19 protein-coding genes are annotated in these 22,018 nt (G+C 64.8%); 5 read left to right on the top strand and 14 right to left on the bottom strand.

Going from position 1 to position 22,018, the window contains the following annotated elements:
* Positions 1 to 129: 129 nt before the first annotated feature.
* The 6 genes from A3E1_RS0123385 to A3E1_RS0123360 all read right to left on the bottom strand — a co-directional run bounded on the left by A3E1_RS0123385 (position 130) and on the right by A3E1_RS0123360 (position 8,550).
* On the bottom strand, positions 130 to 1,803 hold the full coding sequence (locus A3E1_RS0123385; protein ID WP_020523213.1) for an acyl-CoA mutase large subunit family protein: 1,674 nt from the start codon (positions 1,801 to 1,803) through the stop codon (positions 130 to 132).
* Between the two features lie 105 nt (positions 1,804 to 1,908).
* Positions 1,909 to 2,574, bottom strand: a complete 666-nt coding sequence (locus A3E1_RS0123380) for an ATP-binding cassette domain-containing protein (RefSeq protein WP_020523212.1) — start codon at positions 2,572 to 2,574, stop codon at positions 1,909 to 1,911.
* Positions 2,571 to 3,419, bottom strand: coding sequence for an ABC transporter ATP-binding protein (locus tag A3E1_RS0123375; RefSeq protein ID WP_020523211.1), 849 nt, complete (start codon positions 3,417 to 3,419; stop codon positions 2,571 to 2,573). Before A3E1_RS0123375 ends, A3E1_RS0123380 begins: the two co-directional genes overlap by 4 nt.
* Entirely contained in the window at positions 3,416 to 6,358 is a 2,943-nt protein-coding gene (locus A3E1_RS0123370; RefSeq protein WP_020523210.1) for an FtsX-like permease family protein, read from the bottom strand. Before A3E1_RS0123370 ends, A3E1_RS0123375 begins: the two co-directional genes overlap by 4 nt.
* A 63-nt stretch (positions 6,359 to 6,421) precedes the next feature.
* Positions 6,422 to 7,369 (bottom strand): methylmalonyl Co-A mutase-associated GTPase MeaB, encoded by a 948-nt coding sequence (meaB, locus tag A3E1_RS0123365; protein WP_020523209.1) that lies wholly within the window; start codon positions 7,367 to 7,369, stop codon positions 6,422 to 6,424.
* On the bottom strand, positions 7,366 to 8,550 hold the full coding sequence (locus A3E1_RS0123360; protein WP_020523208.1) for an acetyl-CoA C-acetyltransferase: 1,185 nt from the start codon (positions 8,548 to 8,550) through the stop codon (positions 7,366 to 7,368). The genes meaB and A3E1_RS0123360 overlap by 4 nt, the downstream gene beginning before the upstream one ends.
* 48 nt (positions 8,551 to 8,598) lie before the next feature.
* On the opposite strand from A3E1_RS0123360, the gene mce reads away from it, so the two are divergent.
* The gene (gene mce / locus A3E1_RS0123355; RefSeq protein ID WP_020523207.1) at positions 8,599 to 9,060 is read left to right on the top strand and encodes a methylmalonyl-CoA epimerase; all 462 of its coding nucleotides are present in this window, start codon (positions 8,599 to 8,601) and stop codon (positions 9,058 to 9,060) included.
* Positions 9,061 to 9,295: 235 nt separating this feature from the next.
* On the opposite strand, the gene A3E1_RS0123350 is transcribed toward mce, so the two are convergent.
* Both A3E1_RS0123350 and A3E1_RS0123345 read right to left on the bottom strand, forming a co-directional pair.
* Entirely contained in the window at positions 9,296 to 10,243 is a 948-nt protein-coding gene (locus tag A3E1_RS0123350; protein ID WP_020523206.1) for a hypothetical protein, read from the bottom strand.
* Positions 10,244 to 10,297: 54 nt separating this feature from the next.
* A complete protein-coding gene (locus A3E1_RS0123345) occupies positions 10,298 to 11,167 on the bottom strand; it encodes a phytanoyl-CoA dioxygenase family protein (RefSeq protein ID WP_026208749.1) in 870 nt (289 codons plus the stop codon).
* A 114-nt stretch (positions 11,168 to 11,281) separates the two neighbouring features.
* Between A3E1_RS0123345 and ccrA the strand changes: the two genes are divergently transcribed.
* The 3 genes from ccrA to A3E1_RS41685 all read left to right on the top strand — a co-directional run bounded on the left by ccrA (position 11,282) and on the right by A3E1_RS41685 (position 15,365).
* Positions 11,282 to 12,637, top strand: a complete 1,356-nt coding sequence (gene ccrA, locus A3E1_RS0123340) for a crotonyl-CoA carboxylase/reductase (RefSeq protein ID WP_020523204.1) — start codon at positions 11,282 to 11,284, stop codon at positions 12,635 to 12,637.
* A 79-nt stretch (positions 12,638 to 12,716) separates the two neighbouring features.
* Positions 12,717 to 13,931 (top strand): DivIVA domain-containing protein, encoded by a 1,215-nt coding sequence (locus A3E1_RS0123335; protein WP_020523203.1) that lies wholly within the window; start codon positions 12,717 to 12,719, stop codon positions 13,929 to 13,931.
* A gap of 78 nt (positions 13,932 to 14,009) precedes the next feature.
* On the top strand, positions 14,010 to 15,365 hold the full coding sequence (locus A3E1_RS41685) for a coiled-coil domain-containing protein (RefSeq protein WP_157631703.1): 1,356 nt from the start codon (positions 14,010 to 14,012) through the stop codon (positions 15,363 to 15,365).
* On the opposite strand, the gene A3E1_RS0123320 is transcribed toward A3E1_RS41685, so the two are convergent.
* From A3E1_RS0123320 to A3E1_RS0123305, 4 genes are read right to left on the bottom strand one after another with little or no spacing between them, the layout of a single operon-like run.
* Complete coding sequence (locus tag A3E1_RS0123320) at positions 15,316 to 16,215, bottom strand: GNAT family N-acetyltransferase (RefSeq protein WP_020523201.1); 900 nt, start codon at positions 16,213 to 16,215, stop codon at positions 15,316 to 15,318. The genes A3E1_RS41685 and A3E1_RS0123320 overlap by 50 nt on opposite strands.
* 21 nt (positions 16,216 to 16,236) lie before the next feature.
* The gene (locus A3E1_RS0123315; protein ID WP_245571333.1) at positions 16,237 to 16,845 is read right to left on the bottom strand and encodes a PIG-L deacetylase family protein; all 609 of its coding nucleotides are present in this window, start codon (positions 16,843 to 16,845) and stop codon (positions 16,237 to 16,239) included.
* Between the two features lie 11 nt (positions 16,846 to 16,856).
* Positions 16,857 to 17,642, bottom strand: a complete 786-nt coding sequence (locus A3E1_RS0123310) for a glycosyltransferase family protein (RefSeq protein WP_020523199.1) — start codon at positions 17,640 to 17,642, stop codon at positions 16,857 to 16,859.
* A 58-nt stretch (positions 17,643 to 17,700) separates the two neighbouring features.
* The gene (locus tag A3E1_RS0123305; RefSeq protein ID WP_026208748.1) at positions 17,701 to 18,930 is read right to left on the bottom strand and encodes a class I SAM-dependent methyltransferase; all 1,230 of its coding nucleotides are present in this window, start codon (positions 18,928 to 18,930) and stop codon (positions 17,701 to 17,703) included.
* An 86-nt stretch (positions 18,931 to 19,016) separates the two neighbouring features.
* Between A3E1_RS0123305 and A3E1_RS41680 the strand changes: the two genes are divergently transcribed.
* Complete coding sequence (locus A3E1_RS41680) at positions 19,017 to 19,883, top strand: glycosyltransferase family 2 protein (RefSeq protein WP_157631702.1); 867 nt, start codon at positions 19,017 to 19,019, stop codon at positions 19,881 to 19,883.
* Here A3E1_RS41680 and A3E1_RS0123295 read toward each other — a convergent pair.
* Complete coding sequence (locus tag A3E1_RS0123295; RefSeq protein WP_020523197.1) at positions 19,861 to 20,715, bottom strand: alpha/beta hydrolase; 855 nt, start codon at positions 20,713 to 20,715, stop codon at positions 19,861 to 19,863. The two genes, A3E1_RS41680 and A3E1_RS0123295, sit on opposite strands and share 23 nt — an antisense overlap.
* Before the next feature lies 1 nt (position 20,716).
* Positions 20,717 to 21,319, bottom strand: a complete 603-nt coding sequence (locus A3E1_RS0123290; RefSeq protein WP_020523196.1) for a TetR/AcrR family transcriptional regulator — start codon at positions 21,317 to 21,319, stop codon at positions 20,717 to 20,719.
* Positions 21,320 to 22,018 lie beyond the last annotated feature (699 nt).

The raw sequence follows: 22,018 nt of genomic DNA, 5'->3' as shown, positions 1-22,018 counted from the left end.
GCCGCGCGGGAGCTTGCGGCCAGCACCACGGCGGACCGGCGAACCAAAAATGAAGGAGCTAACACGGCCTGCCACGCGAAGGGCCGGGTCGCGGTGAAGCAACCCGGCCCTAGACGAGAAGGCGGAATATCAGAAGCGAGCGGGCTCGCGGTAGACGCCCCACTCTTCGCGGAGGGCGTCGCAGATTTCGCCGAGGGTGGCTTCGGCGCGGCAGGCGTCGAGCATGGACGGGATCATGTTCTCACCGCCGTGTGCCGCTTGCACCATGCGCTTGATCGCATCGGTCACTTTGGACTCGTCGCGCTTTTCGCGGCGGCCCTTGAGGGCCCGGACCTGTTCGGTCTCGACCTCGTGGGACACGCGCAGGATTTCCAGGTCCTTGGCGATCGTGCTCGTGTGCACGTTCACGCCAACGATCCGCTTGCTGTTGTCTTCCAAGGCTTTCTGGTAGATGTACGCGCTGTCGGCGATCGCTGAGGTGAACCAGCCGTCTTCGATGCCCTTGAGGATGCCGCTGGTGATGGTGCCGTCGTGGCCCAGGTCGCGGATGCGGGCGAAGATCGCCTCGGCTTCTGCTTCGATCTTGTCGGTTAGGGCTTCGACATACCAGCTGCCGCCGAGCGGGTCGGCGACGTTGACGACGCCGGTTTCTTCCATCAGCACGGTTTGTGTCCGCAGCGCGATCTCGGCGCTTTCGTCCGTCGGCAACGCCAGGGTCTCGTCCAAAGCGTTGGTGTGCAACGAGTTCGTGCCACCGAGGATGGCGCTCAACGCTTCGACGGCGGTCCGCACGACGTTGTTCACCGGCTGCTGGGCGGTCAGTGACACACCAGCCGTTTGCGTGTGGAAGCGCAGCCACTGCGCCTTCTCACTGGTCGCTCCGTAGACGTCGCGCATCCAGCGGGCCCAGATCCGCCGTGCGGCACGGAACTTGGCGATCTCTTCGAAGAAGTCGATGTGCGCGTCGAAGAAGAAGCTCAGCCCAGGGGCGAACGTGTTGACGTCGAGCCCACGAGACAGGCCGAGCTCGACGTAACCGAAGCCGTCGGCCAGGGTGTAGGCCAGCTCCTGCGCGGCGGTCGAACCCGCTTCACGGATGTGGTAGCCGCTGACGGAAAGTGGTTTGTAGCGCGGGATATTCGACGCGCAGTACTCCATCAGGTCACCGATGAGGCGCAGGTGCGGTTCGGGGTCGAACAGCCACTCCTTTTGCGCGATGTATTCCTTGAAGATGTCCGTCTGCAGCGTTCCGTCCAACTTGGACAGATCGGCACCCTGACGTTCCGCCGCGACGAGGTACATGCAGAACACGGGGACAGCTGGGCCACTGATCGTCATCGACGTCGTGACGTCCTGAAGTTTGATCCCGTCGAAGAGGATGTCCATGTCAGCCGCCGAGTCGATGGCGACGCCGCAGTGGCCGACCTCGCCCAGACTGCGCGGGTCATCGCTGTCGCGTCCCATGAGGGTCGGCATGTCGAAGGCGACTGACAGCCCGCCACCGCCGGACGACAGGATCATCTTGTAGCGCTCGTTGGTCTGCACGGCGTTGCCGAATCCGGCGAACTGACGGATCGTCCACGTCCGGCCGCGGTAGCCCGTGGGGTAGAGACCGCGTGTGAACGGGTACTCCCCCGGCCAGCCGATCTTGTCGAACCCCGGGTACGAAACCCCCGGTGGCGGACCGTAAAGCGGCTCAACCTCGACACCGCTGAGCGTCGTAAAGTCAGCGTTGCGCTTGTGCGCCTGCTCGTAGCGGCGCTGCCAGCGTTCCCGTCCGGCCTGTATCTCCTCAGGGGTCATGCCCCGAATAGTAGACGCCTTACCTGAACGATCGGTAAGGCCCGGGTGCCTTTCTTGGCCGCAGGTCGCGAAGGAGGCGGACATTGAGCGTGAAGCGCCGGTTAGCTATACCCGCAGGTAATCAGCGGGACGCGCGACGGCGAAGCCGTCGATCAAATGCAGCTCGGCATCGCAAAAGGCTGCCGCTTGGGGGTCGTGGGTGGCGAAAACGACGATCGCGCCACGGTCAGCTTCAGAACGCAGCAGCCGCAGGACGGTCTGCCGGTTGCCCGCGTCGAGTTCGCTGGTGACCTCATCGGCGACGACCACGGCTCCGCGCAGGGCCAGCCCACGGGCGATGGCTGTGCGCTGCTGCTGTCCGCCGGACAGTTCCTCGACGAGCTGGTCAGCTTGGCCTTCTAGGCCGAGGGCTTTGAGCGCGACATCGCTAATCCGGCGGGCTTCCCCGTTGGGCAGCCCGGAGGCGAGCAAAGCCACCTGCACGTTTTCAAACGCGGTCAGGATCGGGGCGAGCCCGTTGTTTTGCGGCATGAGCACGACACGCTGATCGACCGCGTGCTCCCTGTCCCGCAGCGTGACACCGTTGAGGGTCACCGAACCGGCGGCAGCGGGCACGAGACCGGCGATGGCGGACAGGAGCGTGGTCTTGCCGGCGCCGGAGGCACCGGTCACGGCGAGAATCTTGCCCGGCGCCACATTGACCGAAACCCCTTGCAGCGCCGGCCTGTTCTTGCCGTAGGCCACCGTTAGCGATTCCACGACGAGGGTCATGCCGCCTCCACTCTGGACCGTGCGGGAACCAGCGTCACCGTGCCGTCTGTCGCGACGTGCACCTTCAGCCGAGTACCAGGTGGAACGACAGCGAGGACCTCGGGCGGCAAGTGGACCGACCCATCGCGCCCGACGAGCGCGAATTCCTCACCCAGGCTGCCTTCGGCCCCCACACGGCCGTCACGAATGGTGACCTGGCGGCCCATTCGCGATCCGACCTCGGGATCGTGCGTTACCACGACGACGGTGGTGCCTTGGGCGTTCACGGCCGCGAGAGCGTTGATGATCTCGTCGCGGGATGACGTGTCCAGCTGGCTTGTCGGCTCGTCAACCAGCAACAGGCGCGGGCGGCTCGCCATCGCGACCGCTAGCGCAAGCCTTTGCTGATCGCCAGGGCTCAAATCGGAGGGGCGCTGCCTCAAGAAGCCACGGACCGTCAGGCCCACCAGGCTAAGCACATCGCGTGGCCCGGCCAAATCCGTGGCCCCGTGCGCGATCGCGGCCTTCTGCGCGAAGCGAACGTTCTGCTCAGACGTCAAGTAGGGCAACAGGTTTCGCGATGCCCCTTGCAGCACGACGCCGACACGTGTCGCCCGCATGCGGGCGAGTTCAGCATCGTCTGCTTTGGACAGATCGATGTCGTCGATCATCGCCCGGCCGGCCGCCGGACGCAGCAGCCCCGCGAGCAGACTCAGCAAAGTGGACTTGCCCGACCCCGAAGGCCCAAGCAGCGCAACGGATTCGCCCGGGGTGATGTCGAGATCGACCCCGCCGAGCGCCACCACGTCATAGCCTTCGAGCCGGTAGATATAGACCAGCCCACGGCACGTCACCGACGCTGTCACCGCAACCGTCCCCTCGCTCCAGCCAGCACGGTCAGCACCACCGCGGCCAGCATCACCGGAATCGCCGCCAACTCAGCCTTCGGCGCCAGATCCGCCCACACGTCCAGGGTGGACACCGATCCGGGAGTCACGAGCGGAACCCCTGTCAGCATCAGCACCGCGGCCGCCGTTCCCGCGGCCAGCCCCAGCACCAGCGGCAGCACCAGCGAGGTCAGCCGTTCCCGGCGGACCGCCCTACGCAGGGTTTTCGGGCGAACACCCGTCGCCCGCAGCGCCGCTAGCTCGGCTCGCCGCTCCGCCGCACCCAGCCGGCGGCTCAGCCACAACACGCCCACGCCCAGCAGCGCGGCGGCTATTCCGGCCAGCAGATAGAGCCTCCAGGCCAGCGCCGGGGCGCGACGTCCGAGCTGGTCCAGCTCTTTTTCCACCGTGAGGGTACTCAGTAAGCGCACCCCTTGATCGGTGAGTTTCGAAGCCAGGTCAGCCGGGGCATCCGGTGCCGCCCACACCTCGTAGCGCAGGTCGGTCGCGTCAGCCAGCGACGTGGACAGCGAGGCCGAGCGGGACGCGAGGCCGAGGTCGAACAAGAGCGCGTGCGATCCCGCGCGCGGCAGTCTGCCGGAGCGTTCGATGACGGTGAAGCTCTGGGAAACCTCCGCCAGGCTGGGGAACGTGAACGTGTCCCCGTCGCCCGGAACCTTGCCCGCGAGCACCACCGGCAAACTGGCCGGAGTGTCGAGATAGGACACCACGACATCGCCGGCGCCATTTGATTCCACGGTCAGGTTTAGCGGAGTCCCGGCTGAGATGTTGACCCGGGCGGTGGGGTTGCGGTCCGTTGCCGCTTTCCAGGCGCTCGCCTGATCGAGCCGTGCCCCTGGCGCCGCCTCGCTGATGGCCAGCGTCGCGCGGATCGCGCCCGTGAGCCCGCCCGAGCGTCCAATGACGACACCGCTGAACCGGCAGCCCGATCCGTTGGTGCATCCAGGCACCGGGCCGCTGTAGTCGCGCGGGCCGGCTTTGAGGTCGCCGAGCCACACCACAGTGGCCGCCTGTCCGGGCACGGTCACCAGAGCGCCAAGGCGTAGCGGGATCTCGCTCAGACCCGAGGCGTTTACCTTTAGCGTCAGGCTTTCTCCGACAGCAGCCGGCTTGCCCGCTCCCGCTTGCAGTTCCGTTGTCAACGCTGCCAGCCGCTCCTGGCTCATGCCCTTCCAGATCGCGACCTGGCTGAGTTTGGCTGACTGCACCCCGATCAGCTCCACGCGGCCCTGACCGTACTGTTCGTCGGTGCGCACGACCGCCATCGAACGCCCGCTCGGGTCAGCCTTGGCGACAGCCGCCTCCAGCGCTTCCGGATGCGCCGCCATGACCTGGTAAACCGTTGAGGCGCCTAGGCTTTCATCGGCGTACCGGGCACGGGCAGCCTGAGCGGCATCCCATGTCGCGGCCGAAAACGCCAGCAAGGCAACCGCTGCCGTCAGCACCATCGCCGTGCGTGCTGGGCCTGGCCGGCGTGACAGCTGAGCGCCCGCGAGCAGGGCTGGGATACGGCCTTTGCGGCGAGCCAGGCGCAAGCGCACACCGGCCCACAGCTGAAGCAGGCGGCCCGCGATAATGCCCGCCACGAGCGCGAGGGCGGGCGGAGCGAGCAGTGCCTCGGGGGCGCTGCGGTCACGCCAGGCCGCCGCGACACCTATCAGGGCGACCGTCACGGCGATCGCTTCGAAGATGGCGACGCGCTTACGCGTACGCTGCGGAACCCGCCTGAGCAAGGTCAGCACACCCTGAGCGAAGGTCCGCCGGGTGGCGAGCCACGCCGCCGTGACCGCGACGATGACGGCGGCGACCGCTGCCGCACCCGCTTGCCAGGTCAGCTCGGCGTGAATGCCTTCGGCCATCACGGTTCGCGCGGTGAGCTCCACCGCGGCAAGAGCGGCGGCCAGCCCCAGCGGCGCGCTGAGCACGATGAGGAAAAGCGTTTCGTTGAGCCCGAATCCGGCTGCCCTGCCCTGCGGGAATCCACGCAACCGGGCGAGCGCCAGCTCGGGTGATCTTTCGGCGGCGACCGAAACGACGGTCATGACCAGGACGACTAGCGCCAGAATCAGCAGCGGCACAGCGATCACTGGCACCGCACGGCTCAGCACGGCCTGATCGCGAGACACGTTGTCCACGATGCTGAGCAGGGCCGTCTCGACCTGAAGATTGGCGTTACTCAACGCGATGCCGAGCGTTCCGAGCTCCAGGCGAATCTGCGAGGCGTCGTCGAGCCGGACTGCCTCTGGCTTCACCGGATACGTGATGTTCACCGTGCTTTTAGCGACCGGGACGTCAGACTCCGCGCCGGTGATAATCGCGTCCAGCCGCTCGGTGGAGTGTGCGAAGTAGACACTGTTTCCCCAGTACACGGCTGAAGCATCGATGGGCACGTAAAGACCCGTGATCTCCACCTGCTTGCCGGGCGCGACCGTGAGCTTGTCACCGATCTTCAGGCCGGCCGCAGCGGCGGACCGCTCGCTGACCACCGCTTGCTCGGCGTCGATCGCGCAGGTGCCCGTGACTTTCAGCTGGGTGCACGCACCTTGCCGCCAGGCGACCTTCGCGCGCAGTCCATTGTGGACGATGTCGGACTCGATCGACGTCACCGCGCGGTCGAGCACCTGCTGCAGGTGCGGCGCCTCCCGCAGCGCGCGTTCCGTGGAGGCCTTGACCTCGCCGACGCTCGGCTCGTCCATGTTCTCGGCGCGCACGGTCAGCGCGGCTGACACTGCGGGAGCCGAGCGCAGGCCATCTGTCAGCACCGACTGTTCCGCCGCACGCCCATAAACGGGAATCAGCACCGCCGACGTGGTCGCGAAAGCCGCTAAAAGCAACACGGCTAACGACCGGCCCGGCCGGTACCGAATGCCTCGCAGCATGACGGACCAACCGGTCACGGGTGCCTCCTGAGGGGTGGTCTTACGGAGCGGGACGCCCCACCCTAGCCAGGCTCCTGTCGATCAGTCGAGGGAGGACAGCAGTTTTGTGGCCGCAGCGTAAGGATCGAGCCGCCCCTCTGCCACTTCCGCGGCGAGGGTTTCCAGACTCTCCCCGGGCAGGTCACTGAAGCGTGAGCGCAGCTCAGCCAGGGCGAGCGCCTCGATTTCGGCACTCGCGCGCAGCCGCCGTCTTTGTCCTAACTGGCCGGTTTGCACTAGCCAGTCGCGGTGCTCCGTCATGGCGTCCAGAAGCTCATCAATGCCCTCGGAACGGGCACTCACCGTCTTGAGCACCCGGGGCCGCCAAGCCCCCGGCTCACGCTCGCCGCTGCCGCCCAGCGCGATCATGCCTTGGATGTCGCGATAGGTGTTGTCAGCGCCATCACGGTCAGCCTTGTTCACCACGAAGATGTCGGCGATCTCAAGGATTCCCGCCTTGACGGCCTGGATCGCGTCACCCATGCCGGGAGCCAGCAGCACGAGCGTGGTGTCAGCCAAGCTGGCGATCTCCACCTCGGCCTGTCCAACCCCGACGGTCTCCACGAGCACGATGTCGCAGCCCGCGCCGGCCAGAACCCTGACGGCGGCAGGTGTCGCGGCGGCCAGCCCGCCCAGGTGACCCCGGCTCGACATGCTGCGGATGAACACGCCTGGATCGGTGGCGTGGTCCTGCATGCGCACGCGGTCGCCGAGAATCGCGCCACCCGTGAAGGGACTCGAGGGATCCACCGCGAGCACACCAACCCGCTTACCACGTTTACGCAGCGCACGGACGAGTTCGTTCGTAGTCGTCGACTTGCCCACGCCGGGCGAGCCGGTGATGCCGATGACCTCAGCCTTGACGGCCTGCTCGCCTAGAGCGGCAGCGATTTCCGGAAGGGACTGGTCGCCGGATTCGACCATCGTGATCAGGCGAGCGACGGCGCGCGGGTCTCCCCCGCGCGCCCTCTCGACGAGATCAGCGATCACTGCCGGGGAACCCGGATCAGCAGGGCGTCACCCTGACCGCCGCCGCCACACAGTGCCGCGGCTCCGAGCCCGCCACCACGCCGCTTGAGCTCCAGCGCCAGTGTGAGCACGAGCCGCGCGCCCGACATGCCGATCGGGTGACCGAGGGCGATCGCACCACCGTTGACGTTGACGATCTCGGGGTCGATGCCGAGTTCCTTGGTGGACTGAATGCCCACGGCCGCGAAGGCCTCGTTGATCTCGACCAGGTCGAGGTCCTTTGTGGACAGACCTTCCTTGCCCAGGGCGTGCAGGATCGCGTTGGACGGCTGCGAGTGCAGTGAGTTGTCCGGACCGGCCACGTTGCCATGCGCACCGATCTCAGCGAGCCAGGTCAGGCCCAGCTCCTCAGCCTTTTCCTTGCGCATCACGACAACGGCGGCAGCGCCATCCGAGATCGGCGACGACGACCCAGCCGTGATCGAACCGTCCTTCGTGAAGGCCGGGCGCAGCTTGCTCAGTGTTTCCACGGTCGTGTCCGCGCGCACACCCTCATCCTCGGACAGGACGATCGGGTCTCCCTTGCGCTGCGGCAGCGTCAGCGGAGCGATTTCCTCGGCGAACGCGCCGTTCTTCTGCGCGGCGGCGGCCTTCTGGTGCGAGGCGGCCGAGAACGCGTCCTGCTCCTCGCGGGAGATGCCGTGCTTGGTGCCGGCCTTCTCCGTCGACTCACCCATGGCGATCTTGTCCCACGGATCGGTCAGCCCGTCGAGGGCCATGTGGTCCTTGATCACCACATCGCCGTACTTGTATCCCGAGCGCTGTCCGATCAGCAGGTGCGGTGCGTTGGTCATGGACTCCATGCCACCAGCCACGACGATGTCGGCCTCACCGGCCCGGATGAGCTGGTCGGCCAGGGCGATCGCGTTCAGCCCGGAAAGGCACACCTTGTTGATCGTCAGGGCGGGAACCGTCATCGGGATGCCAGCGCCGACAGCGGCCTGGCGAGCGGGGATCTGCCCCGCGCCGGCCTGCAGCACCTGTCCCATGATCACGTATTGCACCTGCTCGGGCGAGACCCCGGCGCGCTCAAGCGCTGCCTTGATGGCCGCCGCGCCCAGCTGGGTGGCCTGCTGGTCCTTGAGGTTGCCGAGCAATCGCCCCATGGGGGTACGCGCGCCGGCGACGATGACCGATGTCATAAGAGGACCCTCTCGTTCCTGAACGATGGTTCGGTCAGACTAACCGGCATGAGCTCCGACCTGACTAGGAACCATGTCACACCGATCGGCCTGCTGCGCATTGACCACGTCGGCGTCGCTGTGCCCGACCTCGACGCGGCAATCGACTTCTACCAGCGTACGTTCGGAATGACCTGCACTCACGTCGAAGAAAACGAGGAGCAGGGCGTGCGGGAGGCCATGCTCCAGGTAGGACCAGAGCCGTCCGGTGGGCACGTCCAGCTGCTAGCGCCGCTGCGGGCGGATTCGCCCATCGGCAAGTTCCTCGACCGCAACGGTCCCGGCGTCCAGCAGGTCGCCTATACGGTGGCCAATATCGATGCGACGTGCGCGGAACTCCGCGAGCGTGGAGTGCGTCTGCTCTATGAAGCTCCTAAACGGGGCACCGCTGGATCGCGGATTAACTTCGTACATCCGAAGGATGCCGGTGGGGTATTAGTTGAGCTGGTTGAGCCCACTGTTGTGGCATAAGTCTCATAAACAGTTTTAAACAGCGAATGCTCGCTGACCTGTTAAGCGATCTATCGGGGCATGGATTTAGCGACTTACTGTCATAACAACGCCCCTTCCGGCCGGAGCTGACTGAGCCCGGCTGGGAGGCGGATGAACCCCCAACAACACAGCATCGTTCCTGGGGAGGAGCGCGGCTATGGCAGTGAGTGGTCAACGGATCTGGCATTTGCCAGCATCCGCAGGCTCAGGCCACTCACTGCCATTCCCATCGCATACCGACGATGCCCGGCGGCACCTCGTTAGCCACGACGTGAGCGCCATGGGTGTTGCCGATCCAAATCTCGCGGACGCCCTGTTCCGGCGCTGCGACGGAGCGTTTCTCAAAGCGATAGCAGCGGGCCGGAACCGCCGTCGGGTCAAACTGCACCTGGCACACAAATTCACCGACGGGGCTGGCGAAAGCCCGGTAGTAGTTGTCGGTGGGCTGCTCGGAAGCGGTGAGAATCTCATACTCGACGACCGCGGTTTCCCCGACCGAGAGCACCCGGTCGAAGATCAGCTCCGCCGCGAGCAGGCCACTGTCCACATCGGCTCTAATGCGGCCGGTGCGGCAATTGCGGATGGTGTTGATCCGCATCTGCGGCTGGCTCAAGTCGTCTGTGCGGAAAACTCCCACCGCTCGCGAGACTCGGTCCACATTGGCCCTTAGCACCTGGCGTGTGGTCAGGCTGATCTCCTGCCGGTTCGCCCCCACGACGTAAAGGTCATGCAGGCTGACCCTCGTGAGTTCCTGATTCATCCGGTTGTCGAGCTCGCCGAGCATCTTCTCGACGCTGGCGCTGGCCGGATCTTCGAAAAGCCGGTCGATGTCAAGGAATCCGGGCGGATGGCTAAGCCAGCGGCCCCTGGGTCTTCGCGGCCCCAACTGCGAGGTCAGCGCATCGGCGGGCAACGACAAGATGTCTTCCATCAGCCGCACCGCGCGCAATGAATCCGGCCGCTCGGGCCGGCTTCTCCCCCGTCGCCAATAACTCAAAGTCGTGAGGCTGACCGAGATCCCCTGGGCGTTAAGCCGTTCCTGGATCTCTTCCAGCCGCAGACCGCTTGCTTCTATGGCGAGGTGCAGCACGGCCGAAAAGGGCCCAGTCCGCACCGCATGAGCTAAATCGCGGCGCAGAGTCTCCGCACGCACAGACTCCATGTTCGGGAAGTATTCTCAAGCTCAGCGTTTCCCGCCACCCCTGCCGTCGCTCACTCAGGCGTAACTCTCGATAAGATCGGCCGGCAACTGGGTCAAGTCGGTGGCCCGCAGGAAGTCGCCCAAATTCGTTCCAGTGCAAGCGGAATCGACGTTTCGCGCCCCGCCCCGGCCCTGTACATCAGCCCGGTGAACGGTCCGGAAATCGATAGAGAATCGTGTCTGTCCAGAATGGTTGGGCACGGTCGAGTGCAATTGCGCCCCGGAGAAGATCATGAATCCGCCGGGCGGCATCACGACCCGGATCTCCGGCTCGGGGTTGATCTCCTCAAGCGCCTTGGGCTGTTCCCGCGTGTCCATGTCGACCTGTGCCGCGGCCATCTGCCTGCCGTTGGCGACCCATTCGCCGTAGTCGTATCCAGCCGAGCTGTTCTTCACCGGCTGCCCAAAGTAGGCGGGGTGGAACGCCATCACGTTGGACTCGGCCACCTCATAGACCGGCAGCCACCAGTTGAGCTGGCAGAACGGCGCCGAGAACCAGGTGTCGCGGTGCGCGTGGAACTGGTAGGTCAGCCCGGCGTTGAGGTAGTCACTGGTCATCGTGCGCAGGCGGGGGACGTCAAAGTGCGTCTGCCCGACATCGACACCGAGGTCTTCGAAGATCTGCCGGAGGAGTTCCTTACATCGGGGGTGATTGATGAACGCCGGCTTGAGACGGGCGAGGACGTCGACATACTCCTGCGCGCCCATCTGGTGTTGCGCGTCCGGCGGGAAGTGTGGCGCGAACGCCTCTTCAGCCATGCCCCGCGCGAATTCCACCAGCGCTTTCGTGCCGGGGGTGGCGCTGAAGACGAAGATGTCACCGGAAAACAGCCGGGCCCGGCGTTCATCGTCAGTAAGGGGCGAGTCAAAGTACACGACAGTCACGGGCAACACTCTGGTCATCCGGCCGCAGGAACGCTGTCAGCTACCTGACCGCACAGGTGGACTTTTTCACAGATCCGTTCCCCACATTTACTACCGTTAAGTAACGTCCGGCTCATGGACGCAATCCTCGACGTGATCATGCAGGCGGAAAACGCCGCAGACCCAGCTGCTGAGCTGCGAAAGCTCTCTGACATCGATGTCCCCAGCAGCTACCAGGGAATGGTGGTGCGCGCTGAGGAGACAGCCATGTTCGATGGCCTTCCGACGCGGGAAAAAGATCCTCGCAAGGCACTGCACTTGCAGGAGGTGCCTACCCCAGAGCTGGGGCCAGGCGAAGCGCTGATCGCCGTCATGGCGAGTGCGGTCAACTACAACACCGTCTGGACGTCGATCTTCGAGCCTATGTCGACGTTCGGCTTCCTTAAGCGGTACGGCAATTCCTCTCCCCTGGCCAAACGGCACGATCTGCCCTACCACGTGGTTGGTTCGGACGCGGCCGGCGTGGTGCTCCAGGTTGGCGTCGGCGTCAGCAAGTGGAAAGCCGGCGACCAGGTCGTGGCGCACTGTCTGAGCGTCGAACTTGAAGACGCGGCCGGGCATGACGACACGATGCTCGACCCGCAGCAGCGGATCTGGGGCTTCGAAACCAACTTCGGCGGGCTGGCGCAGCTCGCGATCGTGAAGGCCAACCAGCTCATGCCCAAGCCAGGTCACCTGACCTGGGAAGAGGCGGCGAGCCCAGGCCTCGTGAACTCCACCGCCTACCGGCAGCTGGTGTCACACAACGGCGCCAACATGAAGCAGGGCGATGTCGTGCTGATCTGGGGTGCCAGCGGTGGCCTCGGGTCCTACGCCACCCAGATGGCGCTCAACGGTGGCGCGATTCCGGTCTGCGTTGTGTCCAGTCAGGACAAAGCTGACCTGTGCCGGGCCATGGGCGCTGAGCTGGTCATCGACCGCGCGGCTGAGGGCTACAAGTTCTGGGCCGACGAGCACAATCAAGACCCGTCCGAGTGGAAACGTTTTGGCGCAAGGATCCGCGAGCTCACCGGTGGCGAAGATCCGGACATCGTCTTCGAGCACCCGGGCCGGGAAACCTTTGGTGCCAGCGTTTTCGTCGCCAAGAAGGGCGGCACGATCGTCACGTGCGCGTCCACTAGCGGCTATGAACACCAGTACGACAACCGTTACTTGTGGATGTCACTCAAACGGATTATCGGCAGCCATTTCGCCAACTATCGCGAAGCTTGGGAAGCGAACCGGTTGATTGATCTTGGTCAAATCCACCCGACTCTATCTAAGAGTTTCCCGCTCGCCGAGACGGGACAGGCCGCTTACGAGGTGCATCGCAATACGCACCAAGGCAAAGTCGGCGTTCTGTGCCTTGCCCCGCAAGAGGGCCTCGGTGTGCGTAATCCGCAGAAGCGGGCGCAGCACCTTTCAGCGATCAAGAGATTCAGCGGAGTGTAGAGCATCGGCACAGATTCCCGGCGCAAAACTGGCCCGGTGCTATTGCGAAAGACCCGGGTGTATCTGGGAGTATGTGCCAATGCCCCAGCAGCAAACTTCCCCCAACATGGATTTCTTTGAAAGTTCAGGCACCCAGCACGACTTCACGGTCGTGCTGCGGGGCTTCGACCGTGAACAGGTCAAGACTTATCTTGACCGGCTGAACGCCCAGCTCGCTCAGTCCGAGCAGGCACGCAATGAGGCTGAGCACCGGATGAACGATGCTCAGCGGCGACTGCGTCAGGCGGAGCAGCGGCTCGCCTCGGTGGAGCAGAAGCTCACCGATGCCAGCAAGCAGCTTGAGGAGAACAGCCGTCCGACCCTGTCGGGTCTCGGCACTCGCGTCGAGCAAATCCTTCGCCTCGCGGAGGAACAGGCCAACGATCACCGCGGTGAGTCCAAGCGCGAGTCCGAGGGCATTCTGTCCGGGGCCCGGCTCGAGGCCCGTGAGATCACCGACAAGGCGCGTGCCGAAGCGGCCGCGATGAAGGCAACCGCCGAACGCGAGGCGGGCAACCTGCGCACCGCGGCGGAGCGCGAGGCGGCCGAGGTTCGCGTTCAGGCTCGTCGTGAGGCCGACACCCTGCGTGCCGACGCCGACCGCGAGACCAAGCAGCTGCGCACCGCGACGTCACACGAGGTGGCTGAGCTCAAGGCGACGGTCGAACGGGAAGTTGCCACGCTGCGGGCGACCGCTGAGCGTGAGATCACCCAGCTGCGCGCCAAGGCGGCCCGTGAGGCCGAGGAGAAGCGCGCCGAAGCGTCCAAATTGCTCGCTGACGCTCGCGACAAGCGGGACAAGGACTTGCAGGCCCTTGCTCTCGAGCTCGCGGAGCGCCGCGAGAAGGCCGAGCGCGAAGAGGGCCAGCGGCACTCCGCCGCTGTCGCCGCCACGCAGAAGCTCGTCGGCGAAGCCGAGGAGCGGGCACGTGCCGCCGAAGACCGCGCGAAGGAGATCGAACAGCGGGCCGAGGCTCGCCGCATCGAGTCCGAGCGCACCGCGACCGACACGGTCGACAAGGCACGCAGCTCCGCCGAGAAGATGGTCAACGACGCCAAGGCCGAGGCCCACCGTCTGGTGAGCGAGGCGAGGAACGAAGCCGAGCTGACCACCAGCGCGGCCCGCCGTGAGGTCGAGGACCTGACCCGCCAGAAGGACGCCGTGACTGCCCAGCTTGGACAGATGCTGTCCGGCCTGGCTGGCATCGTCCCTGGTGCACCTGCTGCTGACAAGGGCAAAGGCGACGCTAAGTAAGCGTTGATTCAAAAGACCTGGTTCCTGCCTGACACCCTGCTCAGGCGGACCAGGTCTTTTTATGTGAAGATGGACGGCATGTCACATGGCGGAGACATCTTTGCGCTCGGCGAGGGCGTGGCATCTGAACCCAGTTTCGACGTCGCCCTCCGCGGCTACGACAAGCGTCAGGTAGATCGGTATGTCACTCAGGTTGAGTCAGACATAGCGAATCTCGCTGCCGAACGTGATCAGACGTTCGCGCAGTTGCAGGCGCTCGCTGGTCAGGTGCAGCAGCTTCAGACCGAGCTTGCCGACGCTCACCGCCGGGCAGTCCCGTCGAGGGTCTCGTTCCGCCACCTGGGTGGTCGCGTCGAGCAGATCCTGGCGCTGGCTGAAGATCAGGCCTCCGAGATCATCGCGCAGGCGCAGCAGGAGATCCACGATCAGCGCAGTGAAGCCGAGCGGCTGCTGGCTGACGCCCGCGAGCGCACGGCGCTCGCTGTGCGCGACTTCGACGTGGCTCTGGCCTCACGCCGCAAAGAAGAGCAGAAGTCTGACGAGCAGCGCAGGCTGGCCGTTGCTGAAGAGACGCAACGGATGCGGGCCGAAGCACGCGACTTGCTCGCGCACGCGCAGCAGGAGGCGCAGGCCCTCAAGACGCTTGCCGCCAATGAGGTCGCTGGGCGCAGAATGCAGGCCGAGAAAGACATCACGACGTTGCGCGCCGAGGCTGAGGAAGAAATCGCCAAGCGCAAGGCTGAGGCCGACCAGAACATGGCGACCGCGATGGCCGAGATGGAACAAGTCGCGACCAACGCGCAGAACAGGCTGGCCCGCGCCGAGGCCGAGGCCCGCCACCGCGTTGCCACGGCGCAGCAAGAAGCCGAGCAATTGGTCGCCACGGCGAAGGCAGAAGCCGAGCGTCTCGCTGCTGCCGCACAGCAGCTCGTCGCGCAGACCAACGCTCAGGGTCAAGAGGACCTCGCCACCGCCAAGCAGCTCGCCGACCAGGAGCGCGCCGCCGCGGCGACCGCGCAACAGGAGCTTTCTGAGACGCAGCAAGCGATTTCGGCCGCGCAGGAAGGTTTGCGCCAGCTAGAGCAGCGCATCACCGAGCTGCGTGCGCAGCTGGCCACCGAGGTCAGCCGGCTGGGCAAGGCGCAAAAGGATGCCGAAGACGCCGAGCGTCACCGCGCCGAGCTGCAGCGGCCGGTTGAGCCAGCCGCTGCCGAGGACGACGCCCCCACGTCTGAGGAAGACAACGACGGCCCTGCCGAAGTCGCTGAGCCGGAGACAGGCACCATTCGCGCGACCGCTTCCGTGCCCACCGCCGAGCAGCAGATCGTCAAGTCAGCCGAGGACAAGGCCGAAGCCGAAGCCGAAGCCGAGGCCGAAGCTAAGGCTAAGAAGGACGACGAAGAAGTGGCAGCGGAGCCTCCAGCGTCACACTGACCAGTCCATAACTGAAGCCAAGGCGTTCGTTGAGACGGCGCATGTCTTCGTTGTATTGCTGCGTCCAGGTGTAGACCTCGCTGATGCCGTTACTGGCCGCCCAGTGCAGGCATTGGCGTTTGAGGGCGGAGGCGATGCCCCGTCCGCGTTCCTCGCGCACGACCGCGGTTAGGCCGTGTTCGGCGCGCGCGGGATTGTCTTCATCGGTAAGCAGTGACGCGACGCCGATGATGCTCTCGCCCCGTAACGCGAGGAAGGTCGCGGCGGGTTCGTTCATCTCGTACTTTTCCCATTGCTCACGGGAGATTTTGACTTCACGGGACGCGGCCATGTCGGCGAACCCGGGCGCACCAACGGCGTCATAGGCCGGGAGCCAAAGCTCGGGTCGCTGGGCGATGCTGACGATCTCGACACCGTCTGGAGCCGACACCGGTAGCTCGTCCTCGATCGGGCGAACTTGTTCCACCTGACGGTCGACCTCGGTGAAGCCGTGCCGCAGCCCGAAGGCCACCGAACCCGGATCGTCGGCTAGCGCGCCAGCGGTGGGAAAGCCCAGCGGCTCAGCCAATTCACAGAGCTTGTAAAGCAGTTCTGTACCGTAGCCACGGCGCTGGAACTGCGGCGCGATCCGGGGCTGTACGTGGGCACGGCCCACCGAGTCGGACCGGTCGGCGATGCCACAGCCGACCACCTGCCCGTCAACTTCAGCGAGCACGGTGTGGCGTCCCGGGCGTTCAAACGAACGCAGGTCCTCGATAGTCGGGATGCGCTGTCCCGGCTCCAAAGCGATGCGGACCTCGCGGTATGCGCTGTAGTCCGCGTCGGAAACAGCCTGCCTGATCGTGAGCATGGCGGCATGCTAACCACTGCGTCAGATCGAGACGACCGCTTTATTGACGTGGAACGCCTCGGCATAAGGCGAGCGGCACTCGATGCCCCGCAGCTTCATCAGGCTCAGGAACGTTTCGTCGGTCCACCAGTCGCGTGAGTGCTGCGAGGGGAAGCACTTGTTGAGCAGCTCGACTTTGCGTTCCGCGAGCTCGCGGCTCACCGGAATGTAGAAAGACGGCCGTCCCAAGTCACCGTCCCACTTGGGGATCTCGTATTGAAGGTGCAAGGCGTTGCGGAACGCTGTCGGGGCTAGTTCGCCCAGCAAGCGGTGGTCTTGATGAAAATCTCCACGCCACGGCGACAGCACCAGATCGGCGTCCAAAGTGGACGCCGCGTCCTGGATGATCTGCTTGACCTCGCTCCAGTGGCCGGGCAGCCGCCCATCGGGCAAGTCGTGCAGGGCAAAGGAAAGCTGCGCCCCGGGAAGGAACGCGTGCGCGGCGGTGACCGCTTCGGCTTGCCGTGCCGGAGCGCCCGCGCACACGACGTAGTGCACTCTCAAAGAAGGCGACGCCAGGGAAAGCAATGTTGCCCCGGCCGCGATCTCGATGTCGTCGCAGTGCGCGCCGAGAACGACGACGCGCTCCACGCCGGACAGGTTTAGCCGCATCGGTTCGGGTCCCAAAGCATCCACGGGCTCTGTGCCCTGTCGTACATCTCTTCCAGTTCAGCCCGGTCCTTGAACGTGTCCGCGGCCCGCCAGAACCCGTCGTAACGCTGGGCGAGAAGGCCACCACGAGCGGCCAGCCGGGAGAACGCGTGCGGCACCATGTCTTCGCCGTCGCGCAACTCGTCGAAGATGCCTTGGCGCATAACGAAATAGCCGCCGTTTTCCCACTGGCCGTCGCGCAACTCGCGGACTCCCGTGACGATGCCGTCCTCAGCGATATCAACGACGTGATGTGTGGACGGCGGCGGCACAGCCAGCATGCTGACGGTCGCGTCCGAGGCCCCGAAACGTTCGATCAGCGAGGGCAGCGGAGCGTCCGTCAAAGTGTCCGCATAGTTGGCGAGGAACATTTCTTCACCAGCGACGTGCGCCTTGACCCGGGAGAGGCGTTCGCCGATAGAAGCCCGCAACCCGGTGTCGATGAACGTGATCTTCCAGTCGGTGATGTCAGTGGAGTGCAACTGAAGCTCACGGCCACCTGAGGCCAGCGTGAAGTCGTTCGACAGCGTCTCGTCGTATTTGAGGAAATAGTCTTTGACAGCGGCAGCGCCGTACCCCAGGCAAAGAATGAAATCGGTGTGCCCGAAGTGGGCGTAGTAACGCATGACGTGCCACAACAACGGCCGGTCACCGATCATCGACATCGGTTTGGGCGCACTGCCTTGCCCGTCACGCATCCGCAGCCCGAACCCACCGCAGAAAAGCACTACCTTCATTTTCGGCCCTCACCACCCGCAAGGTGGGGCGGCAGTGAGCGCGAAGCACGAGTTACCTTCATACGATCTCCAGAGCTGGAATCGGGAAGACGAGTTTGCCGCCCCATTCGCGCACATAGGCCAGCTGAGCGGTCAGCTCCTTGCGCAGGTTCCACGGCAGCACGAGCACATAGTCGGGCTTGTCGATGGCGATACGGGACGGGTCGTGGATCGGGATGTGCGTGCCAGGCAAGAACATCCCGTGCTTGTAAGGGTTGCGGTCAACGGTGTACTCAAGCAGATCGCCCCGGATGCCGCAGTGATTCAGCAGCGTGTTGCCTTTACCTGGAGCGCCATAGCCGACGACCTTCTTGCCCTCGGCCTTAGCGGACAGCAAGAACGACAGCAGATCCCGCTTGATGTCGAACACAGCGGAGGCGAATCCAAGATGTCCCTCGACCGTGTGCAGAGAAGATTCGAGTTCGAGCACTTCCTTGACCCGGGCACTCGGCGCGCCAGCTGATTCAGAATGGCGGGCGAAGACCCGCAACGATCCGCCGTGGGTGCCGATGAGTTCGACGTCGACGACGGTCAGCCCGGCTTCCGCCAGGGCACGCGAGGCCGTCAGCAGTGTCAGGTATTGATAGTGCTCGTGATAGATGGTGTCGTACTGCTTACCGCGCATCATCGTCAGCAGGTGCTGCACCTCGATGGTCACCAGACCCTCGGGCTTCACGAGCGCGGCAAGACCCTTGCTGAAGCCCACGATGTCGGGGATGTGGGCGAAGACGTTGTTGGCCGCCACCAGATCCGCCCGGCCGTACTTTTCCGCCAGGGCCAGACCCGTTTCCTCCGACAGGAACTCGCACTCGGTGCGGATTCCCTTGGCGCGAGCCACTTCCACGATGTTCGCGGCCGGCTCCACGCCGAGCACGGGAACTCCTGCGGCCACGAAATGCTGCAGCAAGTAGCCATCGTTGGAGGCGACCTCGGTCACCAGCGACCCGGGATCCAGCTTCAGCTCTGAAACCATCCGGGTGGCGTAGACGCGCTGGTGCTCAACGTAACTGTCCGAATAGGACGAGAAGTAGGCGTAATCGGAGAAGATCTCCTCGCCGGGCACATAGGCAGGCAGCTGCACCAGCAGGCAGCTATCGCAGATGCGCACGTGCAGCGGATAAAACGACTCGCGCTGATCTAATTGATCTTTACGCAGGAAGTTTTCGCACAGCGGCGACATTCCCAGGTCAACGAAGGTGCGGGACAGGGGTTCGCCACACAGACGGCACGGCACAGCAGACACCGTCACAGCTTCCAGGCTCGGCCCACGATCAGCCAACCGTGAGTAAGAAACCCGTCAGTCGCAGATGCCCTGGTTGTTCTATGTTGGGGGGCGTGACTGCACGGCTGGGGATCGGGCTACCGGTCTACAACGGCGAGCGCTACCTCGCCCAAACGCTCGACTCGCTTCGGGCGCAGACCTACCCCGATTTCGAGGTTCTCATCCTCGACAACGCCTCGACGGACAGTTCCGGCGACATCGCTCGTGCCGTCGTGGCGGCCGATTCGCGCTTCCGCTACGAACGCAAGCCCGAAACGACCGGCGGGCCACAAAACTTCAACGATGTCTTCAACCGCATGGACAACGAACTGTTCGCGTGGTGTGCCGCCGATGACCTGCATCACCCAGACTTCTTCGCCGCGTCGGTGCGCGCGCTCGACGCGCTTCCCGGCGCCATCGGCGGCTTCACGGCCGTCGAGATGATTGACGACCACAATCAGTGGGTACGCGATGAGCTGCCCAGCATTCGGTGGTCGCACCCCGATCCGGGTGAGCGGATGCTGGACATGATTGGCTTCGGTCACGCGTGCCAGAGCATCTTCTCCGTCTACAGGCGATCGACGCTCGCCGCTGTCGAGCCGATGTGCACCTGCTGGGGCAGCGATCGCGTGATGCTGGCGGAGCTGGCGTTGCACGGCCCGACCGCCATCGCCCCGGAGCGCTACTTCCGCAACCGTGACCACGCCGGGCGCATCACCCATGGCAAGGGCCGCAGCAATAGTTACTACGGCAAGAAGGCGCCCACCAAAGCCATCACGTTCCACTACGCGTCACATTTGCGCCGGGCGATCCGCAACGCACCGTTGAGCCCCGCCGACGTTTCGCGCGCGCAGAGGGCTTACTCCCGCTGGACGTTGCGGAACACGCGTAACTTCGCGCGCTCCGCGGCCCGTTTCGTCATTGAATCCGTCCGGCGATAAGGCTTGCCGCGCTGTCCTTCATAAGGATCGTGTAGTGATTCGTGTCGGGCACCAATTCGACCGTCAGCGCCGGAGCCTCACTCCCCCAGTGCCGCACGATCGGTTCCGGGAGCATGCCCGGCTCGGCACCAAACATCCCTCGCGGTGCGTAGAGCAGCGTCGCCGGAACGTTTAGCTTCTTGAGATCGTCGCCAAACGAGGCGGCGTTGACGAGCAAGTCACGGCCATCCGCATAGACCGCCTCAGCATTGGCCCGTGACCGGATCGCCCCTGGCTCTCCCATCGCGTCATAACGCACGTAGGCGGTCAGATCATCATTCCACTCGTCGGCCAGCGCTGGATGCTGCTGGAAGAAGGCCACGTAGGCTTCTTCAGACTCGAAGGTCTGCTTCAACCGGGCGATCGCGGGGCCGACGGTGGCCTCTAGCAACGCATCCGGCTCGAAGCCGTCGGGCACTGGCAAGGGCAGGGCGCCATCGACTAGTACCACCTTGGTGAACAACTCTGGCCGGGTCACAGCGGCCCGCAGCGCGGCATAGGCACCCATCGAGTGTCCTGTTAGGACAACGGGCGCACCGAAATGCTCAGCCGCCGCGGCGATGTCGGCCGCGTGTGCGCTCATTCCGTACGGTCCGGCCAGCGTGTTCGAACCGCCCCGCCCCCGCAGGTCGAGCCCGATGAGACTGTAGTCGCTGGGCAGGTGCCGGGCCACGACGGCGAACGCCATAGCCGAGGCCGTAATGCCATGCGCGGCAAGGACTATCTTCGGTCCATCACCGAAACGCAGTGCGTTTAGCGAGCCGTCTGCGAGGGGGATCTCGATTGCTTGCATGTCAGCCTTTCTGGACTCCGGCGATCTGTTGGGCAAACGTGGCGAACGAATCCGCGACTTGCTCGCGTGAATACGGCTGGTCTGGCCCGAACCAATGCGCCACCCGCAATCCGAGCGAACCAATGGCGATGGCGGTGAGGTTGACGTCCGCTATGGCGAACGACCCGTCTTCTTCTCCTTGTTGGAGCACGCTAATGAGCATGTTGCGGGACTGCTCGCGAATCTTCAACGCGGGTGCGGCCCGCTCAGGGGCGAGGGCGTGCAACTCAGCGTTGGCGACCAGTGCCAGCAGGGGGAAGTCGGCGTGGGCGTAGACCTGCGCTTTGACCAGTGCCGTTAACTGCTCGGCCGGCGCCGGCCCCGCTTTCGCCGTCGCTTCCTCAAGCTTTCTGTGCAGCTCCTGGTGTCCTAATAGGACAAGCTCCGTGAGCACCTGTTCCTTGCTCGGATAGTGCGCATACAACGTCGCCGAATTGATCCCCGCGACGTTTGCTAGATCGCGAATAGACGTCCCGTGAAACCCGTACTCCGCGAACAGCTGAAGTGCCGCAAGCAAAATCCGCCCACGCGTTCCCGGCGGCGTGCCCCCATCAGGCAACTCCACCGCAACCGCATTCAGCCGCCGCGGATCCCACCTCAGCTCCGGCACCGTCCCCCCAACCAATCGATTGGTTGACAACCTAGCGCACTCCCCACCCCCTGCCAACCGCCCCTTCCCCCGCCCCGCCCCGTCCTGCCTTGACCCCCGCTCTTGCCCCCTTCCTCGCTTCGCTCTTAGCTCGCCGCCCCGCCCGGCCCAGCGTTGCCCCACCGGGCTGTTTCGTGATCCACCGGGCTGTTTCGTGATCCACATCCGTTGGGACGTGATCAAACCGCCTTTTGATCACGTCTCCGGGGATGTGGATCACACTTAGGGATGCCGATCACGACTACGCCGACGATGCCGTCGGCAAACGTCGCGCACGAAGCAGCTAACGATCACTGCCCCTGATCCACAGCCCGAAAGGTGTGGCCAAACCGCCTGCTGATCACCCTTTTCGGGCTGTGGATCACACCTCAAGATCGGCGCGCCTGCAGGTCGGCGAAATCCGCAACCCGCGAAGCGGCAAACCCGCGAAACGGTCGACGAGAAAGGCGCGAAGCGCAAACGCTTGCCCGCAAATGCAGAGGGCGGAAACGGCGTCGACGCGGAACGAGGAAGCGGGGAAAGCGCGAAACAGCAGAGGCACGGAACGGGAAAGGCGCGACGCGGGAAAGCGCGACGCGGAAAGGCACGAGGCGGGAAAGCGCGACGCGGAAAGGC

Origin of the sequence: Catelliglobosispora koreensis DSM 44566 (assembly GCF_000379685.1) — a bacterium.
Classification (GTDB): Bacteria; Actinomycetota; Actinomycetes; order Mycobacteriales; family Micromonosporaceae; genus Catelliglobosispora; species Catelliglobosispora koreensis.
Note: the sequence above shows the minus strand (reverse complement) of the source record. Positions and strands in the feature narration are given on the sequence as shown.

Coding starts and splice junctions, on each gene's coding strand:
- A3E1_RS41685 (WP_157631703.1), top strand. CDS start 14,010: ATGTCACATGGCGGAGACATCTTTGCGCTCGGCGAGGGCGTGGCATCT.
- A3E1_RS0123360 (WP_020523208.1), bottom strand. CDS start 8,550: ATGACATCGGTCATCGTCGCCGGCGCGCGTACCCCCATGGGGCGATTG.
- A3E1_RS0123320 (WP_020523201.1), bottom strand. CDS start 16,215: ATGCTCACGATCAGGCAGGCTGTTTCCGACGCGGACTACAGCGCATAC.
- A3E1_RS0123295 (WP_020523197.1), bottom strand. CDS start 20,715: ATGCAAGCAATCGAGATCCCCCTCGCAGACGGCTCGCTAAACGCACTG.
- A3E1_RS0123335 (WP_020523203.1), top strand. CDS start 12,717: ATGCCCCAGCAGCAAACTTCCCCCAACATGGATTTCTTTGAAAGTTCA.
- mce (WP_020523207.1), top strand. CDS start 8,599: ATGAGCTCCGACCTGACTAGGAACCATGTCACACCGATCGGCCTGCTG.
- A3E1_RS0123310 (WP_020523199.1), bottom strand. CDS start 17,642: ATGAAGGTAGTGCTTTTCTGCGGTGGGTTCGGGCTGCGGATGCGTGAC.
- A3E1_RS0123380 (WP_020523212.1), bottom strand. CDS start 2,574: ATGACCCTCGTCGTGGAATCGCTAACGGTGGCCTACGGCAAGAACAGG.
- ccrA (WP_020523204.1), top strand. CDS start 11,282: ATGGACGCAATCCTCGACGTGATCATGCAGGCGGAAAACGCCGCAGAC.
- A3E1_RS0123385 (WP_020523213.1), bottom strand. CDS start 1,803: ATGACCCCTGAGGAGATACAGGCCGGACGGGAACGCTGGCAGCGCCGC.
- A3E1_RS0123350 (WP_020523206.1), bottom strand. CDS start 10,243: ATGGAGTCTGTGCGTGCGGAGACTCTGCGCCGCGATTTAGCTCATGCG.